General features: G+C 64.0%; 20 protein-coding genes and 1 tRNA gene. 6 read left to right on the forward strand and 15 right to left on the reverse strand.

Annotated elements, in window-relative coordinates:
• Window positions 1–144: 144 nt before the first annotated feature.
• Window positions 145–795, forward strand: coding sequence for a tyrosine-type recombinase/integrase (locus DQ230_RS13185; protein WP_162497443.1), 651 nt, complete (start codon window positions 145–147; stop codon window positions 793–795).
• 41 nt (window positions 796–836) lie between these two features.
• Here DQ230_RS13185 and DQ230_RS13190 read toward each other — a convergent pair.
• From DQ230_RS13190 to fabD, 12 genes are all read right to left on the reverse strand, one after another.
• Window positions 837–911, reverse strand: a tRNA-Phe gene (locus DQ230_RS13190).
• A gap of 78 nt (window positions 912–989) precedes the next feature.
• The gene (locus tag DQ230_RS13195) at window positions 990–1,172 is read right to left on the reverse strand and encodes a DNA gyrase inhibitor YacG (protein WP_113913082.1); all 183 of its coding nucleotides are present in this window, start codon (window positions 1,170–1,172) and stop codon (window positions 990–992) included.
• On the reverse strand, window positions 1,169–2,197 hold the full coding sequence (locus tag DQ230_RS13200; protein ID WP_113913083.1) for a ribonuclease E/G: 1,029 nt from the start codon (window positions 2,195–2,197) through the stop codon (window positions 1,169–1,171). Before DQ230_RS13200 ends, DQ230_RS13195 begins: the two co-directional genes overlap by 4 nt.
• On the reverse strand, window positions 2,194–2,787 hold the full coding sequence (locus DQ230_RS13205; protein ID WP_113913084.1) for a Maf family protein: 594 nt from the start codon (window positions 2,785–2,787) through the stop codon (window positions 2,194–2,196). Before DQ230_RS13205 ends, DQ230_RS13200 begins: the two co-directional genes overlap by 4 nt.
• 86 nt (window positions 2,788–2,873) lie before the next feature.
• Window positions 2,874–3,092, reverse strand: a complete 219-nt coding sequence (gene infA, locus DQ230_RS13210; protein WP_005978431.1) for a translation initiation factor IF-1 — start codon at window positions 3,090–3,092, stop codon at window positions 2,874–2,876.
• Window positions 3,093–3,203: 111 nt separating this feature from the next.
• Complete coding sequence (locus tag DQ230_RS13215; protein WP_113913085.1) at window positions 3,204–4,088, reverse strand: carbon-nitrogen hydrolase family protein; 885 nt, start codon at window positions 4,086–4,088, stop codon at window positions 3,204–3,206.
• Window positions 4,089–4,175: 87 nt separating this feature from the next.
• Window positions 4,176–5,969 (reverse strand): ABC transporter transmembrane domain-containing protein, encoded by a 1,794-nt coding sequence (locus tag DQ230_RS13220; protein WP_113913086.1) that lies wholly within the window; start codon window positions 5,967–5,969, stop codon window positions 4,176–4,178.
• Window positions 5,970–6,064: 95 nt separating this feature from the next.
• Window positions 6,065–7,234: an endolytic transglycosylase MltG gene (gene mltG, locus DQ230_RS13225; protein WP_113913087.1), complete on the reverse strand. Its 1,170-nt coding sequence runs from the start codon at window positions 7,232–7,234 to the stop codon at window positions 6,065–6,067.
• Complete coding sequence (gene fabF / locus DQ230_RS13230; RefSeq protein WP_113913088.1) at window positions 7,234–8,493, reverse strand: beta-ketoacyl-ACP synthase II; 1,260 nt, start codon at window positions 8,491–8,493, stop codon at window positions 7,234–7,236. Before fabF ends, mltG begins: the two co-directional genes overlap by 1 nt.
• A 167-nt stretch (window positions 8,494–8,660) precedes the next feature.
• Window positions 8,661–8,894 (reverse strand): acyl carrier protein, encoded by a 234-nt coding sequence (locus DQ230_RS13235; RefSeq protein ID WP_076531917.1) that lies wholly within the window; start codon window positions 8,892–8,894, stop codon window positions 8,661–8,663.
• 269 nt (window positions 8,895–9,163) lie between these two features.
• On the reverse strand, window positions 9,164–9,901 hold the full coding sequence (gene fabG / locus DQ230_RS13240) for a 3-oxoacyl-[acyl-carrier-protein] reductase (RefSeq protein ID WP_113913089.1): 738 nt from the start codon (window positions 9,899–9,901) through the stop codon (window positions 9,164–9,166).
• A 65-nt stretch (window positions 9,902–9,966) separates the two neighbouring features.
• Window positions 9,967–10,911 (reverse strand): ACP S-malonyltransferase, encoded by a 945-nt coding sequence (gene fabD / locus DQ230_RS13245; protein ID WP_113913090.1) that lies wholly within the window; start codon window positions 10,909–10,911, stop codon window positions 9,967–9,969.
• A 135-nt stretch (window positions 10,912–11,046) separates the two neighbouring features.
• Between fabD and DQ230_RS13250 the strand changes: the two genes are divergently transcribed.
• On the forward strand, window positions 11,047–12,276 hold the full coding sequence (locus DQ230_RS13250; protein ID WP_113913091.1) for a cytochrome b/b6 domain-containing protein: 1,230 nt from the start codon (window positions 11,047–11,049) through the stop codon (window positions 12,274–12,276).
• A 73-nt stretch (window positions 12,277–12,349) separates the two neighbouring features.
• On the opposite strand, the gene DQ230_RS13255 is transcribed toward DQ230_RS13250, so the two are convergent.
• Window positions 12,350–12,925, reverse strand: coding sequence for a YceI family protein (locus tag DQ230_RS13255; RefSeq protein ID WP_113913092.1), 576 nt, complete (start codon window positions 12,923–12,925; stop codon window positions 12,350–12,352).
• A gap of 234 nt (window positions 12,926–13,159) precedes the next feature.
• Here DQ230_RS13255 and rpsF point away from each other — a divergent pair, with 234 nt between their 5' ends.
• Genes rpsF through rplI form a run of 3 tightly spaced genes read left to right on the forward strand, consistent with a single transcriptional unit; the run spans window position 13,160 to window position 14,402 of the window.
• Complete coding sequence (rpsF, locus tag DQ230_RS13260) at window positions 13,160–13,513, forward strand: 30S ribosomal protein S6 (protein WP_113913132.1); 354 nt, start codon at window positions 13,160–13,162, stop codon at window positions 13,511–13,513.
• A 29-nt stretch (window positions 13,514–13,542) separates the two neighbouring features.
• A complete protein-coding gene (gene rpsR, locus DQ230_RS13265; protein WP_025061827.1) occupies window positions 13,543–13,770 on the forward strand; it encodes a 30S ribosomal protein S18 in 228 nt (75 codons plus the stop codon).
• 11 nt (window positions 13,771–13,781) lie between these two features.
• Window positions 13,782–14,402, forward strand: a complete 621-nt coding sequence (gene rplI / locus DQ230_RS13270) for a 50S ribosomal protein L9 (protein ID WP_113913093.1) — start codon at window positions 13,782–13,784, stop codon at window positions 14,400–14,402.
• A gap of 198 nt (window positions 14,403–14,600) precedes the next feature.
• Here rplI and DQ230_RS13275 read toward each other — a convergent pair whose 3' ends face one another.
• Entirely contained in the window at window positions 14,601–14,867 is a 267-nt protein-coding gene (locus DQ230_RS13275) for a DUF2312 domain-containing protein (RefSeq protein WP_113913094.1), read from the reverse strand.
• A gap of 132 nt (window positions 14,868–14,999) precedes the next feature.
• Here DQ230_RS13275 and DQ230_RS13280 point away from each other — a divergent pair, with 132 nt between their 5' ends.
• Entirely contained in the window at window positions 15,000–15,215 is a 216-nt protein-coding gene (locus DQ230_RS13280) for a hypothetical protein (RefSeq protein WP_113913095.1), read from the forward strand.
• A gap of 64 nt (window positions 15,216–15,279) precedes the next feature.
• On the opposite strand, the gene DQ230_RS13285 is transcribed toward DQ230_RS13280, so the two are convergent.
• On the reverse strand, window positions 15,280–16,296 hold the full coding sequence (locus DQ230_RS13285; protein ID WP_113913096.1) for a FliM/FliN family flagellar motor switch protein: 1,017 nt from the start codon (window positions 16,294–16,296) through the stop codon (window positions 15,280–15,282).
• Window positions 16,297–16,298: the final 2 nt, after the last annotated feature.

Consider the following 16,298-nt stretch of genomic DNA (forward strand, 5'->3'; position numbering starts at 1 on the left):
CCACGTCGCAAGCAAAGCCCCCAGACGGACTCGCTATATGAGGGCGGTCCGCCTGGGGGCTTTGTCACTCCAGAGGTGGGTCAAAATTAAACGCTGAAACGGGGTCAGTTTTAAACGCTCATTGACAACGCTATTCCGAAAGGCTTGATCGACCGGGACTATTCGGCGGGCGTCATTCCCAAGCCGCGCCCGAAAGATCGGCCCTATGCCAACCGGCCTTGGGCGGTCGAGGAACGCACCGTTGTGCTGGATCGGTCCGCGCCTCACGTCCGGGTGGCGGTCGCGCTGATTATGAACACCGGCCTTGATCCGTCCGACGCGCTCAAGCTGACCCGTCGCCAGATCGACGGAAACACGATCTGGGGCGTCCGGGGCAAGACGGGGCACGAGGTCGCCATTCCTATCGGCCCGACGCTGCAAAAGGCTCTGGACGCGGCACCGGCACACGACGCGGTGACGATCCTTGCCACGTCCAGCGGGAAGCCTTGGACCTACAACGGCTTTTCGACGGTCTGGCACCGCTTCAAGAAGAAGCTGGAAGCCGAGGAAGCTGTGCAACCCGGTCTGACACTCAAGGGCCTGCGGCATACCGTGGCCACGACGCTACGCGAGGCGGGGCTTGAGGAACGCCAAATTGCGGACCTGCTGGGGCAGAAAACCCCGTCGATGGCCCGCCACTATTCCCGGTCTGCCAACCTTGCGGACCGCAACCGGATCACGATGGAAACACTGGAAAAGGAGAACGAACGCCGATCACAAGTTGTCAAACCATTCAAGAAAACTGTCAAACCCTGAAAGGCTCAAGAATGAATATCGAGCAATATCAAGCGTTTGAATGGTGCCCGGGGGCGGAATCGAACCACCGACACGAGGATTTTCAATCCACTGCTCTACCCCTGAGCTACCCGGGCACCGGGAATGCGTTTGCATTCGGGTGAGGGCGTTCTAGGCGAGGCTATCGGCGCTGTCCAGAGGGTTTGTAATTATTTTCAGTGCAGTTTGGCGCGTTCTGCCTCGGCGGCCAAAATTGCCTCTTCCACATCATCGGGATCGGTTGACGGGATGGCATAGCCACCGCCCAGCCAGCGCGCCAAATCGACGTCGGCGCAGCGCTTGGAGCAGAATGGGCGGTGGGTCGGATCGGTTTTTCGCGCGCAGATCGGGCAGCTCATGCGGGCATCTCCAGCGGCGCGCGGTCGCGCTTGCGTTGCAGCTCAAAATGGCCAAGTGGCGTCCAGCCGACCAACGCGGTTTCGGTCGTGTCCGCGCGGAATGCGGCGCGCAGGGCGTCTTCGAACTGGCGACGGTCCTTTTTGGCCATCGGCGCAAGGTCCAGCACGATCTGCCCGCCGAGGCCGCGCAGGCGCAGCTGGCGGGGCAGCTCGCGTGCGGCGGCGATATTGGCCTTGTGGCCCGCGGCGGGGCTGGTATCGGCCCCGGTGTTCACATCGACGGCAACCAGCGCGCGGGTCGGCTCAACATACATCGAAGCGCCGCCGGTCAGGGGGACATGCGCGCTTTCAAGCAGGGCGATCTGATCGAGGACGCCCTCGCCCTCGAACCCGCCGGGATCGGTCACGACATCAGCGGGCGCAGTCCACTCGCGCCATGCCAGCTGGTGGGGGCTGTCGCCCTCGGTCAGCATTTCGGCGTCGCCCTCACGGTCTGCCAGTACTGCGGCGGCCAGATCGGCCATGGCGCGGATATCGTCGGCAATGGCAGAATCGTCCGCCACCGCACAGGAAGAGCGCAGGATCAGACCCAGCGCGCTGGTGTCTACCTCATCCATTTCCGCATGCGCGATCTGCATCAGTGCATCGCGCCGGGCATCATCGCGAATGGCGCGGCTGACATTCAGGCCGGGGGCGCCCGGCGTCACAATGGCGTAGCGCGCTTTGAACAGCAGTTTTTGCGTTACCGGCAGCGCCTTGCCCGGCTCGGCCAGGCCCGTCACCTGCACCAGCAGCACCTGACCGGGCGCAAGGCCGCGCACCTGCCGCAGGAAGGCAGGGCCGTCCGGGGTCCGCAGGAACATGCCTCCCTGCCCCTTCACGGGCCGGTCGGCGATGGCGCGATAGATCGTCCCGGCACGCGGTCCGCCGCTGTCGATCAGCACATCCTCAAGCCGTCCGGCAACCAGCCGCGCGGCAGCCTCGTGCCCGTTATAGTGATCCAGAACAATGGTTTCGCGGCTCATGATTGCGGCCTCCAGCCTGCGGCGGTCAACAGATTTGCCGTCTCGGCCAGTGGCAGGCCGACAACGGAAGTGAATGATCCGGCGATCCACGGGATGAGCGCGCCCGCAGGCCCCTGGATGCCGTACCCGCCTGCCTTGCCGCGCCAGTCACCGGTGGCGAGATAGGCAGCGATTTCAGTATCAGACAGGCGTTTCATTTTCACCTTGGTCAGGACATCGCGCTGCCAGAGCCGGCCTGCGCGCCGCACTGCAACGGCAGTGATCACACTATGGCGGCGGCCGGACAAGGCGCTCAGAAACGCGCGCGCCTCGGCCTCGTCTTCGGGCTTGCCCAGAATGCGGCGACCCAGTGCAACGGTCGTATCGGCGGTCAGAACGATGTCGCCTGCGTCCGCCTTGACCGCCCACGCCTTTTCCAGCGCCATGCGAATGCAGTAGGGGCGCGGCAATTCGGACCGGTGCGGCGTCTCGTCAATGTCGGGCGGGCAAATGGCATCGGGCGTCACGCCGATCTGGGCCAACAGCTCGCGCCGACGCGGGCTGCCAGAGCCGAGGATCAGTCTGGGACGGGGATCAGGGGAAAGCGTCATTCGGGCACCCAGTTTTCATACGGGGCGCGACCGCGTTTCGCTGTGGCGAAACGCTTTCCCGCACGCGGCGATATGGTTCGTCGCCGTTACTTGAAACGATAGTTGATCCGGCCCTTGGTCAGATCGTAGGGGGTCATTTCGACCTGTACTTTGTCGCCTGCCAGAACGCGGATGCGGTTCTTGCGCATCTTGCCTGCCGTGTGCGCGATGATCTCATGGCCGTTCTCCAGCTCGACCCTGAATGTCGCATTCGGCAGGAGTTCCTTGACGACACCGGGAAATTCGAGCGTATCTTCCTTGGCCATGGGGTCTCCTGTAAAAGCAATTTCCGCACATTGGCGGAACAGCGCCTTAGATGGCCCCATTCACCGCAATTTTCAAGGGCTAAAGCGCCGCATGCCGCAGCGCAGCACGATCTAGCGCAAGGATGTGATGATCGGCGCCCCGTCCCGACCGGCCTGATCGTCCCAATGACTGCGATTCAGCACCCCGCCATCGGCCCGCACATGCGCCACGCGCGCCAGATCGACCTCGCCAAAGGTCCAGCCGGGCTGGTTCAGCACGCCTTCGGCAATCACGCCTGTCGCCGGAAACCCCACGTCAGGCGGGCCGAATATCCCGCCCATGCCCACATTCTCATCAACTGCAGGCGACCACGGCGCGGCCCCGACGGTAGAGGACATGACGCTGACGCATTGCGCTTCCAGCGCGCGGGCCATCGACCCGATTCGCACCCGGCTGTAGCCTGCCAGCGCCTCTGTGCAGGATGGCACCAGCAGCAGTTCGGCATCGCTGACGGCGCGCGCCAAGAGCGGAAATTCGCTGTCATAGCAGATCAGAACGGCGATCTTGCCCAATGACGTATCAAACACCTGCAACTGATTGCCCGGCACCACATCCCACGGCGTACGCTCGAACCGGGTCATGATCTGCTTGTCCTGCGTGCCGCGACCGCCGCCCGGCGCGAACAGGCGCGCACGGTTGACGGGGCGCGCGCCATAGGCCTCGTCGAATACCGGCGCCGACGCGGCAAGGATATGCACGCCATGTCCGGCGGCCAGATCGGCATGCAGATCGTCGACATCCCCGATCAGATCCGACACCACATGCAGGCACTGCTCCAGATCGCCCGCCGCCTCTGGCCCCGCCAGCATCGACAGCTCCAACGCGCCGTATTCCGGGAACACCAGCAGATCGGCCCCCTGCCCTGCAGCGTCTTGCACCCAGTCGGTCAGCTTGGCCTTGTAGGCCGCCCAATCGGGCAGCGGATCCAGCGGGTATGCGGCTGTTGCTATCTTCATGTTCATCACCTTACCTGCGCCGCGCGGCTGGTCCAGCCCCGGCTGTCATCTTTCCGGCAAATACTCGCCCCGCAGGGCAGGTCGCTGTCAGGCGGCCTCGGCTGTAAACTGTAGCTTGGCCAGCCGGGCATAAAGGCCGCCTTCGGCCACAAGCGATTCGTGCGTGCCGATCGCCACGATGCGGCCCGCCTCCATCACGATGATGCGGTCCGCCTTCTTCACCGTTGCCAGACGGTGCGCCACGATGATCGTCGTGCGCCCTTCGGCCAGCTTGTCCACGGCCAACTGCACCGCGCGTTCGCTTTCGGCGTCCAGCGCGCTGGTCGCCTCGTCCAGCAACAGCACCGGCGCATCGCGCAGGATGGCGCGGGCGATGGCGATGCGTTGCTTTTGCCCGCCCGACAGCATGACACCGCGCTCGCCCACCTCGCTGGAGTAGCCTTCGGGCAGCGCCATGATGAAATCATGCGCCGCCGCCGTGCGCGCCGCTGCCTCGACCTCGGCGTCGGTGGCGTCCAGACGGCCAAAGCGGATGTTCTCCCGCGCCGATGTGGCAAAGATCACAGGATCCTGCGGAACCAGCGCCATCACGCGGCGGAAATTGTCGCGGCGCATGTCCGACAGCGCCGTGCCGTCCAGCAGGATACGCCCCCCGAGCGGGTCGTAAAAGCGTTGCAACATCTGAATGACGGTCGTCTTGCCCGCGCCCGACGGGCCGACCAGCGCAATCGTCTCTCCGGCGCGGATATGCAGATCGAAGCCATGCAGCGCGGGCACATCAGGCCGCGCCGGATAGACGAAATCGACATTCTCGAACCGGATATCACCAGTCACCGGGCTGGGCAGGGCCACCGGATCGGCCGGATCCTCGACGGGGTCGGACGCGCCCAACAGCTCGACCAGACGCTCGGTCGCGCCGGCGGCGCGCTGCAATTCACCCCAGATTTCGGACAGGGCGCCAACGGCGCCCGCGACCATGATCGAATAGATCACGAACTGCACCAGCGCGCCCGCGCTCATGCCGCCGCCGCGCACATCGCGCGCGCCGATCCACAGCACACAAACGACGCCCGTGAACACCAGGAAAATGACGATCACCGTCATCGCCGCGCGCACGCGGATGCGCTGGCGGGCGGATTCGTAGCTGCGTTCGGTGGCGGCACCGAAATCGGCGCGCGTCGCTGTCTCATGGGTGAACGCCTGTACGGCCTGAACGCTCAACAGTGCCTCGGACGCCTTGCCGGAACTTTGCGCGATCCAGTCCTGATTGTCGCGGCTCAGCTTGCGCAGCTTGCGGCCCAGCGTCATGATCGGGACGATGATCAGCGGCACGATCAGCAGTACCAGCCCCGTCAGCTTGGGCGAGGTGGCCAGCATGAGAACCAGACCACCCAGCAGGATCAGCAGATTGCGCAGCGCGATCGAGATCGACGATCCGATGACGCTCAGGATCAGGGTGGTGTCTGTGGTGATCCGGCTCAGCACTTCACCGGTCATGATTTTTTCAAAAAACACCGGCGACATGCCGATGACCCGGTCAAACACGGCGCGGCGAATGTCCGCCACCACCCGCTCGCCCAGTTTGGTGACCAGCGCATAGCGCAGGCCGGTGCCAATCGCCAAAAGCGCGGTGATCACCAGCGCGCCCATGAAATAGCGATCGAGAATCGCGCCGTTTTCAACGCCGAAATTGTCGATGACGCGGCGCACGGCCAGCGGCAGCGCCAGCGATACGGCGGCGGTCAGGAACAGCGCGGCGGCGGCGGCGGCCATCAGCCCCTTGTAGGGCATCAGGAACGGCACCAGCGCAGCCAGCGCCCCGATGCGCTTGGAGGGATCGCGATCCCGCATTTCGGCGGTTGCAGCGGCGTTGCGTGCCATGGCGCACTCCTCGTGGTGACGGTCAGCTTGCCCGCGTTCTGGCCCTGCCGCGCGATAGGGTCAAGCGCCCATTCGTCGCGGGGGGCGCGGCGCCCCTATTCTGCCGGGGCGGGGTCTTGCGCGCGTTCAGCCTCGATCCGGCGCCATTTGGCGACGTTTGCGTTATGCTGGTCCAGCGTTTCGGCAAAGGCGTGCCCGCCCGATCCGTCAGCGACGAAAAAGACGAAATCAGTCTGCGCCGGATCAACCGCCGCCTCGATGCTGGCGCGGCCCGGATTGGCGATGGGGGTGGGCGGCAGACCTTGAATGACATAGGTATTCCACGGCGTTGCCTTGCGCAATTCGCTGGCGCGCAGGCCCCGGCCCAGCACGCCCTTGCCTTCGGTCACGCCATAAATCACCGTCGGGTCGGTTTGCAGGCGCATGCCCTGATTCAGCCGGTTGACAAAGACCGAGGCCACCTGCCGCCGCTCGGCGGCGACGCCGGTTTCCTTTTCGATGATCGAGGCCAGAACCAGCATTTCCTGCGCATCCTTCAGCGGCAAGCCGTCGGCGCGGCTGGCCCATGCGGCGGCCACCAGCACCTCCTGCGCGGTCTGCATCCGCTCGATCAGGCTGGCGCGGGTGTCGCCCTTGCGCACCTCATAGCTGTCGGGGGCCAGCGTGCCTTCGGCGGGCAGCTCGGCCACGTCGCCCTCCAGCACGTCGATGGATTTCAGCGCATCGACGATCTGCCAGCTGGTCGTGCCCTCGGCAATCGCGATGCGGTAACGGGTGTCAGCCTGCGCGCGCACTTCGGTAAAGCTGTCCGGCGCCTCCTCGGTCGCCGGATCAAAGGCGGCCTTTTCCACATAGCGGCCCGCCTCGATGTCCAGCTCGCGCACCTGCACTTCGCTGCTGGTCACGCCGATGCGGTACACCACTTCGGTGCCGCAGGTACTGGCCCCGCCGCGCGTGATCAGATTGGTGATCTCGCCCATGGTCGAACGCTCGGGGATCAGCCAGCTGCCCGCTTTAAGATCGCCCGCCTTGCCCGCATAATCGGCGCCCATGCGAAAAATCATCGGGCTGGTGATGGCGCCCTGCTCGGCCAGATCGATTGAAACGCCGCGCATGGAGGCGCCGCGATCAACCCGAAGACAGATCGGCGCGTCGTTTGGCCCCTCGGCGGTGTAGGTATTTTGCCCCCACAGGATAATCCCCCCCACGAGGAAGACCACGACGACCAGAAAACTGATCGCGCTGGAGGCAATGTTGCGCCACATCAGCGCAGAGCGCCAAAGCAGATGCTGGCATTCGTGCCACCAAAGCCGAAGCTGTTCGACAGTGCGATCTTCACCGGACGCTCGACCTTCTTGTTCGGGGCCAGATCCAGCGGGGTTTCCACCGCCGGATTGTCCAGATTGATCGTCGGCGGCACCACCTGATCGCGGATCGCCAGAATTGCAAAAATCCCCTCGATCGCGCCGGCCGCACCCAGAAGGTGGCCCGTCGCCGATTTGGTCGAACTCATCGTGGCGGTGCTGGCCGCATCGCCAAGCAGCCGCTCGACTGCCTTCAGCTCGATCGTGTCGGCCATCGTCGAGGTGCCGTGCGCGTTGATGTAATCCACCTCCGAAGGCTCGGCCCCGGCATGTTTCAGTGCCATCTTCATCGCGCGATAACCGCCATCGCCATCCTCCGCCGGGGCGGTGATGTGATAGGCGTCGCCCGACAGGCCATAGCCCAGAACCTCGGCATAGATCTTGGCGCCGCGCGCCTTGGCATGCTCGTATTCCTCCAGCACCACGATGCCGGCGCCCTCGCCCATGACGAACCCGTCGCGATCCACATCATAGGGGCGGCTGGCGGCCTGCGGGTCGTCCGCGCGCTTGGTGCTGAGCGCCTTGCAGGCGTTGAAACCGGCAATGCCGATCTCGCAAATCGCCGCCTCGGCGCCGCCTGCGACCATGACATCGGCATCGCCGAACATGATCAGCCGCGCCGCATCGCCGATGGCATGCGCGCCGGTCGAACAGGCCGTCACCACCGAATGATTCGGCCCCTTGAAGCCATAGCGGATCCCCACCTGCCCGCTGATCAGGTTGATCAGCGCGCCGGGAATGAAAAACGGCGACACGCGGCGCACGCCCTTGTCGCGGATGATCAGCGTCGTTTCCTCGATCGAGCGCAGGCCGCCGATGCCGGAGCCGATCATGACGCCGGTACGCTCGCGCCCTTCGTCATCGGTGGGCATCCAGCCGCTGTCCTCCACCGCCTGCTGGGCAGCGGCAACACCGTAAAGGATGAAATCATCGACTTTGCGGCGCTCTTTGGGCTCCATGTAATGGTCTGCGTTGAAAGTGCCGTTTGTACCGTCGCCGTCAGGCACTTCGCAGGCGTATTTGGTCAGCACGTTGGCCGGATCGAACCGCGTGATCGGACCCGCGCCCGATTGTCCGTCCAAAAGACGGCTCCAGCTTTCTTCGACGCCGGATGCCAGCGGTGTGACCAATCCCAGGCCCGTTACAACGACACGCCGCATACGCAGTCCCTTCCCTTTGTTCCGTTTCCGGTCTTACCCCGCCTTGGGTCCGGGGGGCAAGACCGCGCCGCGCACTGCGCCCGACATCCTTATACCAAAAGGCCCCCGCAAAACTGCGGAGGCCCTTTGTTTTTTCGCCCGGCAGGCCGCACGCGGCCCGCGATAGCTCAGGAGGCTTCCTTGATGAACTTGACCGCATCGCCGAAGGTCTGGATATTTTCGGCGGCGTCATCGGGGATCTCGATGCCGAACTCTTCTTCGAAGGCCATGACCAGTTCGACCGTGTCGAGGCTGTCTGCGCCCAGATCGTCAATGAACGAGGCGTTTTCGACAACCTTGTCCTCTTCGACGCCCAGATGCTCAACAACGATCTTCTTCACGCGGTCTGCGATATCGCTCATGTCATAATCCTCATGTCTCGGTGGGCATTTGGCCCGATTGTGCCCCCGCCCGGCAGGCGGGTAGCGGCGTGAATGATGCCCTGATGGGGCGTGGTGTCAAGGCCCGCTGCGCGGGTCCGCAAGGGCGCACATGGCGCGCGCCCCAAGGTGAATCTGCGCCGCCTATAGCATATGCCGCTGGCGACGCAAACGATTTCCCCACCTTGCGCCTGAACGGCAATCGGCGCCGGCCACGGTGAAAACCGCACCGCGCCTGGGCGTGGCTTCGCTCAGAGCATCGCCATCCCGCCATTGACGTGCAGCGTGGCGCCCGTGACATAGCCTGCCTCCTTGCTGGCCAGGTAGAGGACAGCGGCGGCAATCTCATCGGCCTCGCCCATGCGGGCGGCGGGAATCTGGCCGTTTATCTTGGCCTTCTGGTCCTCGGTCAGCTTGTCCGTCATCGGGGTGGCGATGAAACCGGGGGCGACCGCGTTGGCAGTAATGCCGCGGCTGGCGACCTCGTAGGCGATGGATTTTGTCAGGCCGATCACGCCGGCCTTGGACGCGGCATAGTTGGCCTGACCGGGGTTGCCGGTGGCGCCCACGATGGAGCTGATGTTGATGATCCGGCCCCAGCGCGATTTCATCATCGGGCGCATGACGCCCCGGCACAGGCGCATGGTGGAGGTCAGGTTGACGTCCAGAACGCTTTGCCATTCGTCGTCGGACATGCGCATGAAAATCTGGTCGCGGGTGATCCCGGCATTGTTGACCAGAATATCGACGCTGCCCATCGCCTCGATCGCCTGTTTCGGCAATGCCTCGACCGCGTCCTTGTCCGACAGGTTGCAGGGCAGCACATGCGCGTTCGTGCCCAGTTCAGCGGCCAGCGCCTCCAGCGGTTCGGTGCGCGTTCCGCTCAGCCCGACCGTAGCGCCGGCGGCGTGCAATGCGCGCGCGATGGCGCCGCCGATGCCGCCCGACGCGCCGGTTACCAATGCGGTTTTGCCTGTAAGATCAAACATTTCAATATTCCTTTTGCTGTCGATTGAGCGGTGCAAGATTTTTCGCGAAAAATCTCGGCCCGGCATCAGCTGTTTTTCACGGCCTCAACCGCTGCCGCGACGTCGTCCGGGGCGGCGATGTTGCGCACGGCGGTATCGCGCGCGATACGGCGCACCATGCCGGACAGCGCCTTGCCGGCGCCGATTTCCCATGTTTCGGTCATGCCCTGGGCCGCCATATACTCCACGCTTTCGCGCCAGCGCACCGATCCGGTCACCTGCGCAACCAGCAGCGCGCGAATCTCTTCGGGGTCGGTGACCGCCTCGGCGCGCACGTTGGCGATCAGCGGCACAGCCGGGGTATCCATCGGCACCTCCTCCAATGCGGCGCGCATGACGTCGGCGGCGGGCTGCATCAGGGCGCAGTGGAACGGGGCGCTGACCGGCAACAGCATCGCGCGCTTGGCGCCCTGCGCCTTGGCCAGATCGACGGCACGCTCCACGGCGGCCTTGTGGCCGGACACAACCACCTGAGCGGGGTCATTGTCATTGGCCGCCTCGCACACCTCGCCCTGCGCGGCCTCGGCTGCGATGGCCTCTACAGCGGCCAGATCGAGGCCCAGCAGCGCGGCCATGGCGCCCTGCCCGACCGGCACAGCCTCTTGCATGGCGCGGCCGCGAATCCGCAAGAGCCGCGCGGTATCGGCCACGCTGAGCGCGCCGGCCGCGGCCAGCGCCGAATATTCGCCCAGCGAATGGCCCGCGACAAAGGATACGGCGTCCAGCGTCACGCCCTCGGCCTCCAGCGCGCGCATCACCGCCAGCGACATGGCCATCAGTGCCGGCTGCGCGTTCTGCGTCAGCGTCAGCTGTTCCTGCGCGCCGTCCCAGATCAGCGCCGACAGCCGCTCGCCCAGCGCGTCGTCAACTTCGTCGAACACGTCGCGCGCTGCCGGATATGCGTCGGCCAGGGACTTGCCCATGCCGATGGTCTGCGCGCCCTGCCCCGGAAAAATGAATGCTCGGCTCATGCCGCTCTCCTTCGTCTTGTGTCGTTCTGCGATATCGCGCAGCGCCGCGCGAGGCAATGCCGGGCTGCCGATTGCAAGATTGCGCGCATCCCCCTAAGCGGTACAGTCGACCCAGCTTCGAGCAAAGGATACAGCATGCACGCCGCAAATACCCCCCTAAGTTATGGATGGATCACCAAGACATTCCACTGGGCCATCGCCCTGATGATCCTGACGATGTTTGCCCTGGGTTGGATCGCCAGCACGCTGGCGGGCTGGATCGAGGCGCCGGACATCATTGTGTCAGATAACACAATCTGGTGGACCAAGATCCTGTTCTCCACCCACAAGACGCTGGGCGTGGCCATCTTTTTCCTTGCGATCCTGCGCATCCTTTGGGCCATCTCACAGCCCAAGCCCAAGCTATTGAACGGCGACAATACCGCCGAGGCGACGCTGGCCGAAACGGTGCATTGGCTGCTTTATGGCTCGCTGGTTCTGGTGCCGCTCAGCGGCTGGGTGTATCACGCGGCCACCACGGGCTATGCCCCGATCTGGTGGCCGCTGGGGCAGAACCTGCCGTTTGTCGACAAGGATCCGCAGCTTGCCGAGATCAGCGCCGCGCTGCATTTCATCCTGCAATGGGTGCTGGCCGGGGCGGTTTTGCTGCATATCGTCGGCGCGTTGAAGCACCACTTTGTTGACGGCGACGCCACCTTGCGCCGGATGCTGCCCGGCTATACCGAGGCATTGCCCACTGACCGGCAGCCCGGCCATGCCCTGCCGATACTGGCCGCGCTGGTTATCTGGGCCGCCGCACTGGGCGCCGGTGCCTGGGCTGGCTGGCTGACGCCCGCAGCCAGCGCGCAAGGCGAAGCACTGGTCGAGGTGCAAAGCGACTGGACCGTGCAGGACGGCGCGCTGACCATCGCCATCGTTCAGGGCGGCGCCGAGGTGACGGGCAGCTTTGCCGACTGGACGGCCAGCATCGCCTATAGCGAGGTGCCGGATGACGCGGGCAAACATGGCGACGTCACCGTTAAGATCGCAATCGCATCCCTGACACTGGGCAGCGTGACAGGACAGGCCATGGGCCCCGATTACTTCGCGGCCGAGGAATGGCCGACCGCCACATTCGCCGCCGATCTGGTCCAGTCCGAGGATGGGTTGATTGCGGACGGCACGCTGCGCATCCGCGATCAGGAAATGCCGGTGCAGATGCCCGTCACCCTGACCATCGAGGGCGATATCGCCGACGCCGCCGGATCCCTGACCGTTGATCGCCGTGATTACGCCGTCGGCCTTGGCACGCAGGACGAAAGCACGCTGGCCTTTGACGTGAGCATCGACTGGCAGCTGACCGCAACGCGCGCCGCGACCGAGTAAACCGCGCATGAAAAAGGCCCGCACCCCCGAATGGGATGCGGGCCGCAAGGTGCGCGCAAAACGTGGCCGCTGCTTAGTCGGCCTTGCTGGCCTCGATCGAGATCTCGACACCCAGCTCATCGCTGATGTTCGGGGCGTATTTGCCCAGACCGAAATCAGAGCGCAGGATCTTGGTCTCGGCATCGAAACCAATCCACTCCTTGCCGGCCATCGGGTGCGTGCCCTGCTGGTTCAGTTCTGTCTCCAGCTGGACGGATTTGGTGATGCCGTTGATGGTCAGATCGCCGGTGATGATCGCCTCGTCATCGCTGGTGACTTCGATCGAGGTCGATTTGAACGTCAGCATGTCGCCGTCCTTGGCGTCAAAGAATTCCGGCCCCATGAAATGCGTCAGCCGCTCTTCCCAGCCTGTGTAATACGCGCTGAGCGGGATCGACACGTCGACCGAAGATGCGGCAGGATCTTCGGCGTCGAACATGATTTCGCCTTCCCAGCCGGAAAACACGTTGAAGGTGGTCGAATATCCAAGGTGGTCATAGGTAAACATCGCCTGGCTGTGGCTGGGGTCCAGAACATACTTGACCGGCTCGGCGGCGGCGCCGGTTGCGGTCAAAGCTACGGCTGCGGCTGCGAAAAGTGCAGTTTTCATGGATAATCTCCGTTTGTTGGATGTGATGTGCGCAACCTATCGCAAATCCCCGCAGAAGCAATCATGCCCCAATCACCATCGCGTATAGGCTGCGCCCCTTGCATTCGGGGCGCAATGGCCATATGGCTCGCGCCTGTTCTGCAAATATGGAAAACCGCGCAGTCTCTCGTGGTGGGGTCGCAGGACAGCATTGCCCCGCCTATGAAATGCGCCTTGACAGAAGTGGATACCAACATGCCCCTTTACGAGCATGTCTTGATCGCGCGCCAGGACTTGTCCAGCGCCCAGGCCGAGGGCCTGATCGAACATTTTGGCACCGTGCTGGCCGATAACGGCGGCAAACTCGTGGATCACGAGTATTGGGGTGTCAAAACGATGGCCTACAAGATCAACAAGAACCGCAAGGGCCATTACGCCTTCCTGCGTTCGGACGCGCCGTCCGAGGCCGTGCAGGAAATGGAGCGTCTGATGCGCCTGCATGACGACGTGATGCGCACGCTGACCATCAAGGTCGAAGAGCACAAAGAGCTGCCTTCGGTTCAGATGCAAAAGCGCGACGAGCGTGCCGAGCGCCGCGAGCGCCGTTGATCAACGCCCCCAGGACAAGGACATAAACCATGGCTACAAAACCATTTTTCCGTCGCCGCAAGGTCTGCCCCTTCTCGGGCGATAATGCACCTGCCATCGACTACAAGGACACACGCCTGCTGCAGCGCTACATCAGCGAACGCGGCAAGATCGTCCCCAGCCGTATCACCGCCGTTTCGGCCAAAAAGCAGCGTGAGCTGGCCCGCGCGATCAAGCGCGCCCGCTTCCTCGCCCTGCTGCCATACGCCGTTAAGTAAGGAGCAATACAATGCAAGTTATCCTTCTTGAGCGCGTCGCAAAGCTGGGCCAGATGGGCGACGTCGTCGACGTCAAGGCCGGTTTCGCACGCAACTACCTGCTGCCCCAGCGCAAGGCGCTGTCGGCCTCGCAGAAGAACATCGCTGACTTCGAATCGCGCAAGGCGCATCTTGAGGCCCATAACCTTGAGACCCGCAAGGACGCCGAGAAGATGGCCGAAAAGCTGCACGGCCAGCAGTTTGTCATCATCCGTCAGGCGGCCGATTCGGGCGCGCTGTACGGCTCGGTCACAACCCGCGACGCGGCCGACGCCGCCACCGAGAACGGCTTTGAGCTGGACCGCAAGCAGGTCAGCCTTGGCAAGCCGATCAAGGAACTGGGCCTGCACGATGTCTTCGTGTCGCTGCACCCCGAGGTTGACGCGACAGTCACGCTGAACGTCGCCCGTTCGCCCGAAGAGGCCGAGCTTCAGGCGTCCGGCAAGTCGATCCAGGAACTGGCCGCCGAAGAAGAGGCAGCCGCCGATTTCGAGATCGCCGAGCTGTTCGACGATATCGGCTCCGCCGCCTCGGACGACGACAATCTGTCCGACGCCGCCGCAGAAGCGCAGCCCGAGGACGACGAGTCCTGAACCTGCCTTCAGGCATCATTGTACAAACAGAAAAGCCGCGCAGGAAACTGCGCGGCTTTACCGTTTTCATGATACCGGCCGGGATCAGTGCTTTGAGCTATAGATACGGCAATCTTGAATGCTCAGAACCCGTTTGGCCACAGCCGGTTGAGGCGCCTGCCGACACCGTTTCGACCTATCGGCAGGTCGCAGGGTTGATCAGGCCATGCCCAACGCTTCCTTGTACATCTCAAGGACAGCTTCCTCTTCGGCGATGTCATCCTTGTCGCGCTTGCGCAGCGCTATGACCTTGCGGATGACCTTGGTATCGTAGCCGCGCCCCTTGGCTTCGGCCATGACTTCCTTCTGTTGCTCGGCAAGGTCCTTTTTCTCGGCATCCAAACGCTCGATCCGTTCGATGAACTGGCGCAGTTCGTCGGCGGTCACGCGGTAGGTATCGGGGGTTCCGGGGCTCTGATCGTCCATGCTGCTCTCCGCATCATCGTAAAGCCGTGTGATTACCGCGCAGCCGCACGGCCCGCAAGCCCCGCCTGCTTGAGTTGAGACAGCATATCGATTAGGTCAGCGGGCAGACGCCGAAACAAGGAGAACGGCCCGATGGAAATGCTGATCTGGTCTGGCGCGGCGGTGTCGCTGCTGGGGCTTTGCGGGTTGATCTGGTGTGTGGTGCGCGTGTGGCGCGCCCGGCGCGCGCGTTTGGACGATGCCGCAATGCGGGCCGTCCTGAGCAAGGTTTTGCCCGTGAATACAGGCGCCCTGTTTCTGTCGGTCATAGGTCTGATGATGGTCGTCCTTGGGATCATGCTGCGCTGACCAGCCACAGCCGCAAGGCTGACAAACTGCGCCCGCCTGCCTGTCGGCATCGACAGATCTTGCATCACTCCGCAGTGGCCGGTTCAGGAATGTGCGGCGCAGACGGCTCTTTTTGCATGGAATTTGGCTCCACCCTGCCGGCCTGATCCTCGACAGCTGCGCCCGTCCCTGCCTGCACCGCTTCGACGAGGGGCCGGGCAGCGGTGTTTTCGTCGCCAGATGGCGTCAGGCGCACGGCCCGCATACCATTCATCTGGCCAAGCCGCCCCAACGCGACCACATGTTTCTGGCTGGTCTCCAGCCGGATCTGAAGCGGCCGGTCCATATGAAACGGCAGCACGTCCCCCGGTGCCAACTGGCAAAGCTGTGTCAGTGGTACGGAAAGCCGGGCCAGCACCGCATCCATGCACACGGGCGCATTCATCGCGCTTTGCTCCAGCGTGTGCTGCGGCTGCTCTTCGCCCGGCTCGGCAGGGCGCTTGACCGGGGTGGCCGGCACCGGCAGAAGGAACACGATGCGGCCGGGCAGCGCCGCCTCGCCCATTTCGACCGTCATGCGAAACACATGGAACGCCGCCGCATTCAGCGCGAGCGTCATGCCGCGCGCATCCTCCATCATCACGCCAAACTGGAAGCCTGTGGCCCAGTGATCCGGTGTTTCCTCGCTCAGCTGCGCGCCCGCGCGCTCCAGCGTGATGTCGATCAGGGGCGCCGCAATCGCCGCATCGGTGCGGGTCACGGCCCGGCCACTGGGCGGGCGCCCGCTGATGCGCCCGGTTGTCTGCACTTCGATCAGTGCCGCAAGCAGCGCCTCATCCAGACGTGCCGCGCCGCGCGCCCCCTTGGGGCCGTCCAACAGCACCAAAAGGCCGCCGCCGTCAAATTCGGGGCGCAATGCGGTTTGCGACAGCTCAACCTGCTCAACCGTTGTCACCACCATCGGCAGATCGAAATGCGTGTCGGACGTCTGGGCCAGCGCAAGGCGAATCGCCTTGGCCGGGGACATGGCGCGCGCCTGATATTCCTCGCGAGAGGCCCGCGCCTTGCGATGTATCACCTTATTGCCGCCATCCGTCACCATGC

This window comes from Roseovarius dicentrarchi (assembly GCF_003316635.1).
GTDB lineage: Bacteria > Pseudomonadota > Alphaproteobacteria > Rhodobacterales > Rhodobacteraceae > Roseovarius > Roseovarius dicentrarchi.

What these genes read in the sequence shown, in the direction of transcription:
- DQ230_RS13275 (WP_113913094.1), bottom strand. Translation starts at nt 14,867, where the DNA reads ATGGACGATCAGAGCCCCGGAACCCCCGATACCTACCGCGTGACCGCC.
- DQ230_RS13285 (WP_113913096.1), bottom strand. Translation starts at nt 16,296, where the DNA reads ATGGTGACGGATGGCGGCAATAAGGTGATACATCGCAAGGCGCGGGCC.
- DQ230_RS13200 (WP_113913083.1), bottom strand. Translation starts at nt 2,197, where the DNA reads ATGAGCCGCGAAACCATTGTTCTGGATCACTATAACGGGCACGAGGCT.
- DQ230_RS13250 (WP_113913091.1), top strand. Translation starts at nt 11,047, where the DNA reads ATGCACGCCGCAAATACCCCCCTAAGTTATGGATGGATCACCAAGACA.
- fabD (WP_113913090.1), bottom strand. Translation starts at nt 10,911, where the DNA reads ATGAGCCGAGCATTCATTTTTCCGGGGCAGGGCGCGCAGACCATCGGC.
- fabF (WP_113913088.1), bottom strand. Translation starts at nt 8,493, where the DNA reads ATGCGGCGTGTCGTTGTAACGGGCCTGGGATTGGTCACACCGCTGGCA.
- DQ230_RS13255 (WP_113913092.1), bottom strand. Translation starts at nt 12,925, where the DNA reads ATGAAAACTGCACTTTTCGCAGCCGCAGCCGTAGCTTTGACCGCAACC.
- rplI (WP_113913093.1), top strand. Translation starts at nt 13,782, where the DNA reads ATGCAAGTTATCCTTCTTGAGCGCGTCGCAAAGCTGGGCCAGATGGGC.
- DQ230_RS13280 (WP_113913095.1), top strand. Translation starts at nt 15,000, where the DNA reads ATGGAAATGCTGATCTGGTCTGGCGCGGCGGTGTCGCTGCTGGGGCTT.
- rpsR (WP_025061827.1), top strand. Translation starts at nt 13,543, where the DNA reads ATGGCTACAAAACCATTTTTCCGTCGCCGCAAGGTCTGCCCCTTCTCG.
- infA (WP_005978431.1), bottom strand. Translation starts at nt 3,092, where the DNA reads ATGGCCAAGGAAGATACGCTCGAATTTCCCGGTGTCGTCAAGGAACTC.
- fabG (WP_113913089.1), bottom strand. Translation starts at nt 9,901, where the DNA reads ATGTTTGATCTTACAGGCAAAACCGCATTGGTAACCGGCGCGTCGGGC.
- DQ230_RS13195 (WP_113913082.1), bottom strand. Translation starts at nt 1,172, where the DNA reads ATGAGCTGCCCGATCTGCGCGCGAAAAACCGATCCGACCCACCGCCCA.
- DQ230_RS13220 (WP_113913086.1), bottom strand. Translation starts at nt 5,969, where the DNA reads ATGGCACGCAACGCCGCTGCAACCGCCGAAATGCGGGATCGCGATCCC.
- DQ230_RS13205 (WP_113913084.1), bottom strand. Translation starts at nt 2,787, where the DNA reads ATGACGCTTTCCCCTGATCCCCGTCCCAGACTGATCCTCGGCTCTGGC.
- rpsF (WP_113913132.1), top strand. Translation starts at nt 13,160, where the DNA reads ATGCCCCTTTACGAGCATGTCTTGATCGCGCGCCAGGACTTGTCCAGC.
- mltG (WP_113913087.1), bottom strand. Translation starts at nt 7,234, where the DNA reads ATGTGGCGCAACATTGCCTCCAGCGCGATCAGTTTTCTGGTCGTCGTG.
- DQ230_RS13215 (WP_113913085.1), bottom strand. Translation starts at nt 4,088, where the DNA reads ATGAAGATAGCAACAGCCGCATACCCGCTGGATCCGCTGCCCGATTGG.
- DQ230_RS13235 (WP_076531917.1), bottom strand. Translation starts at nt 8,894, where the DNA reads ATGAGCGATATCGCAGACCGCGTGAAGAAGATCGTTGTTGAGCATCTG.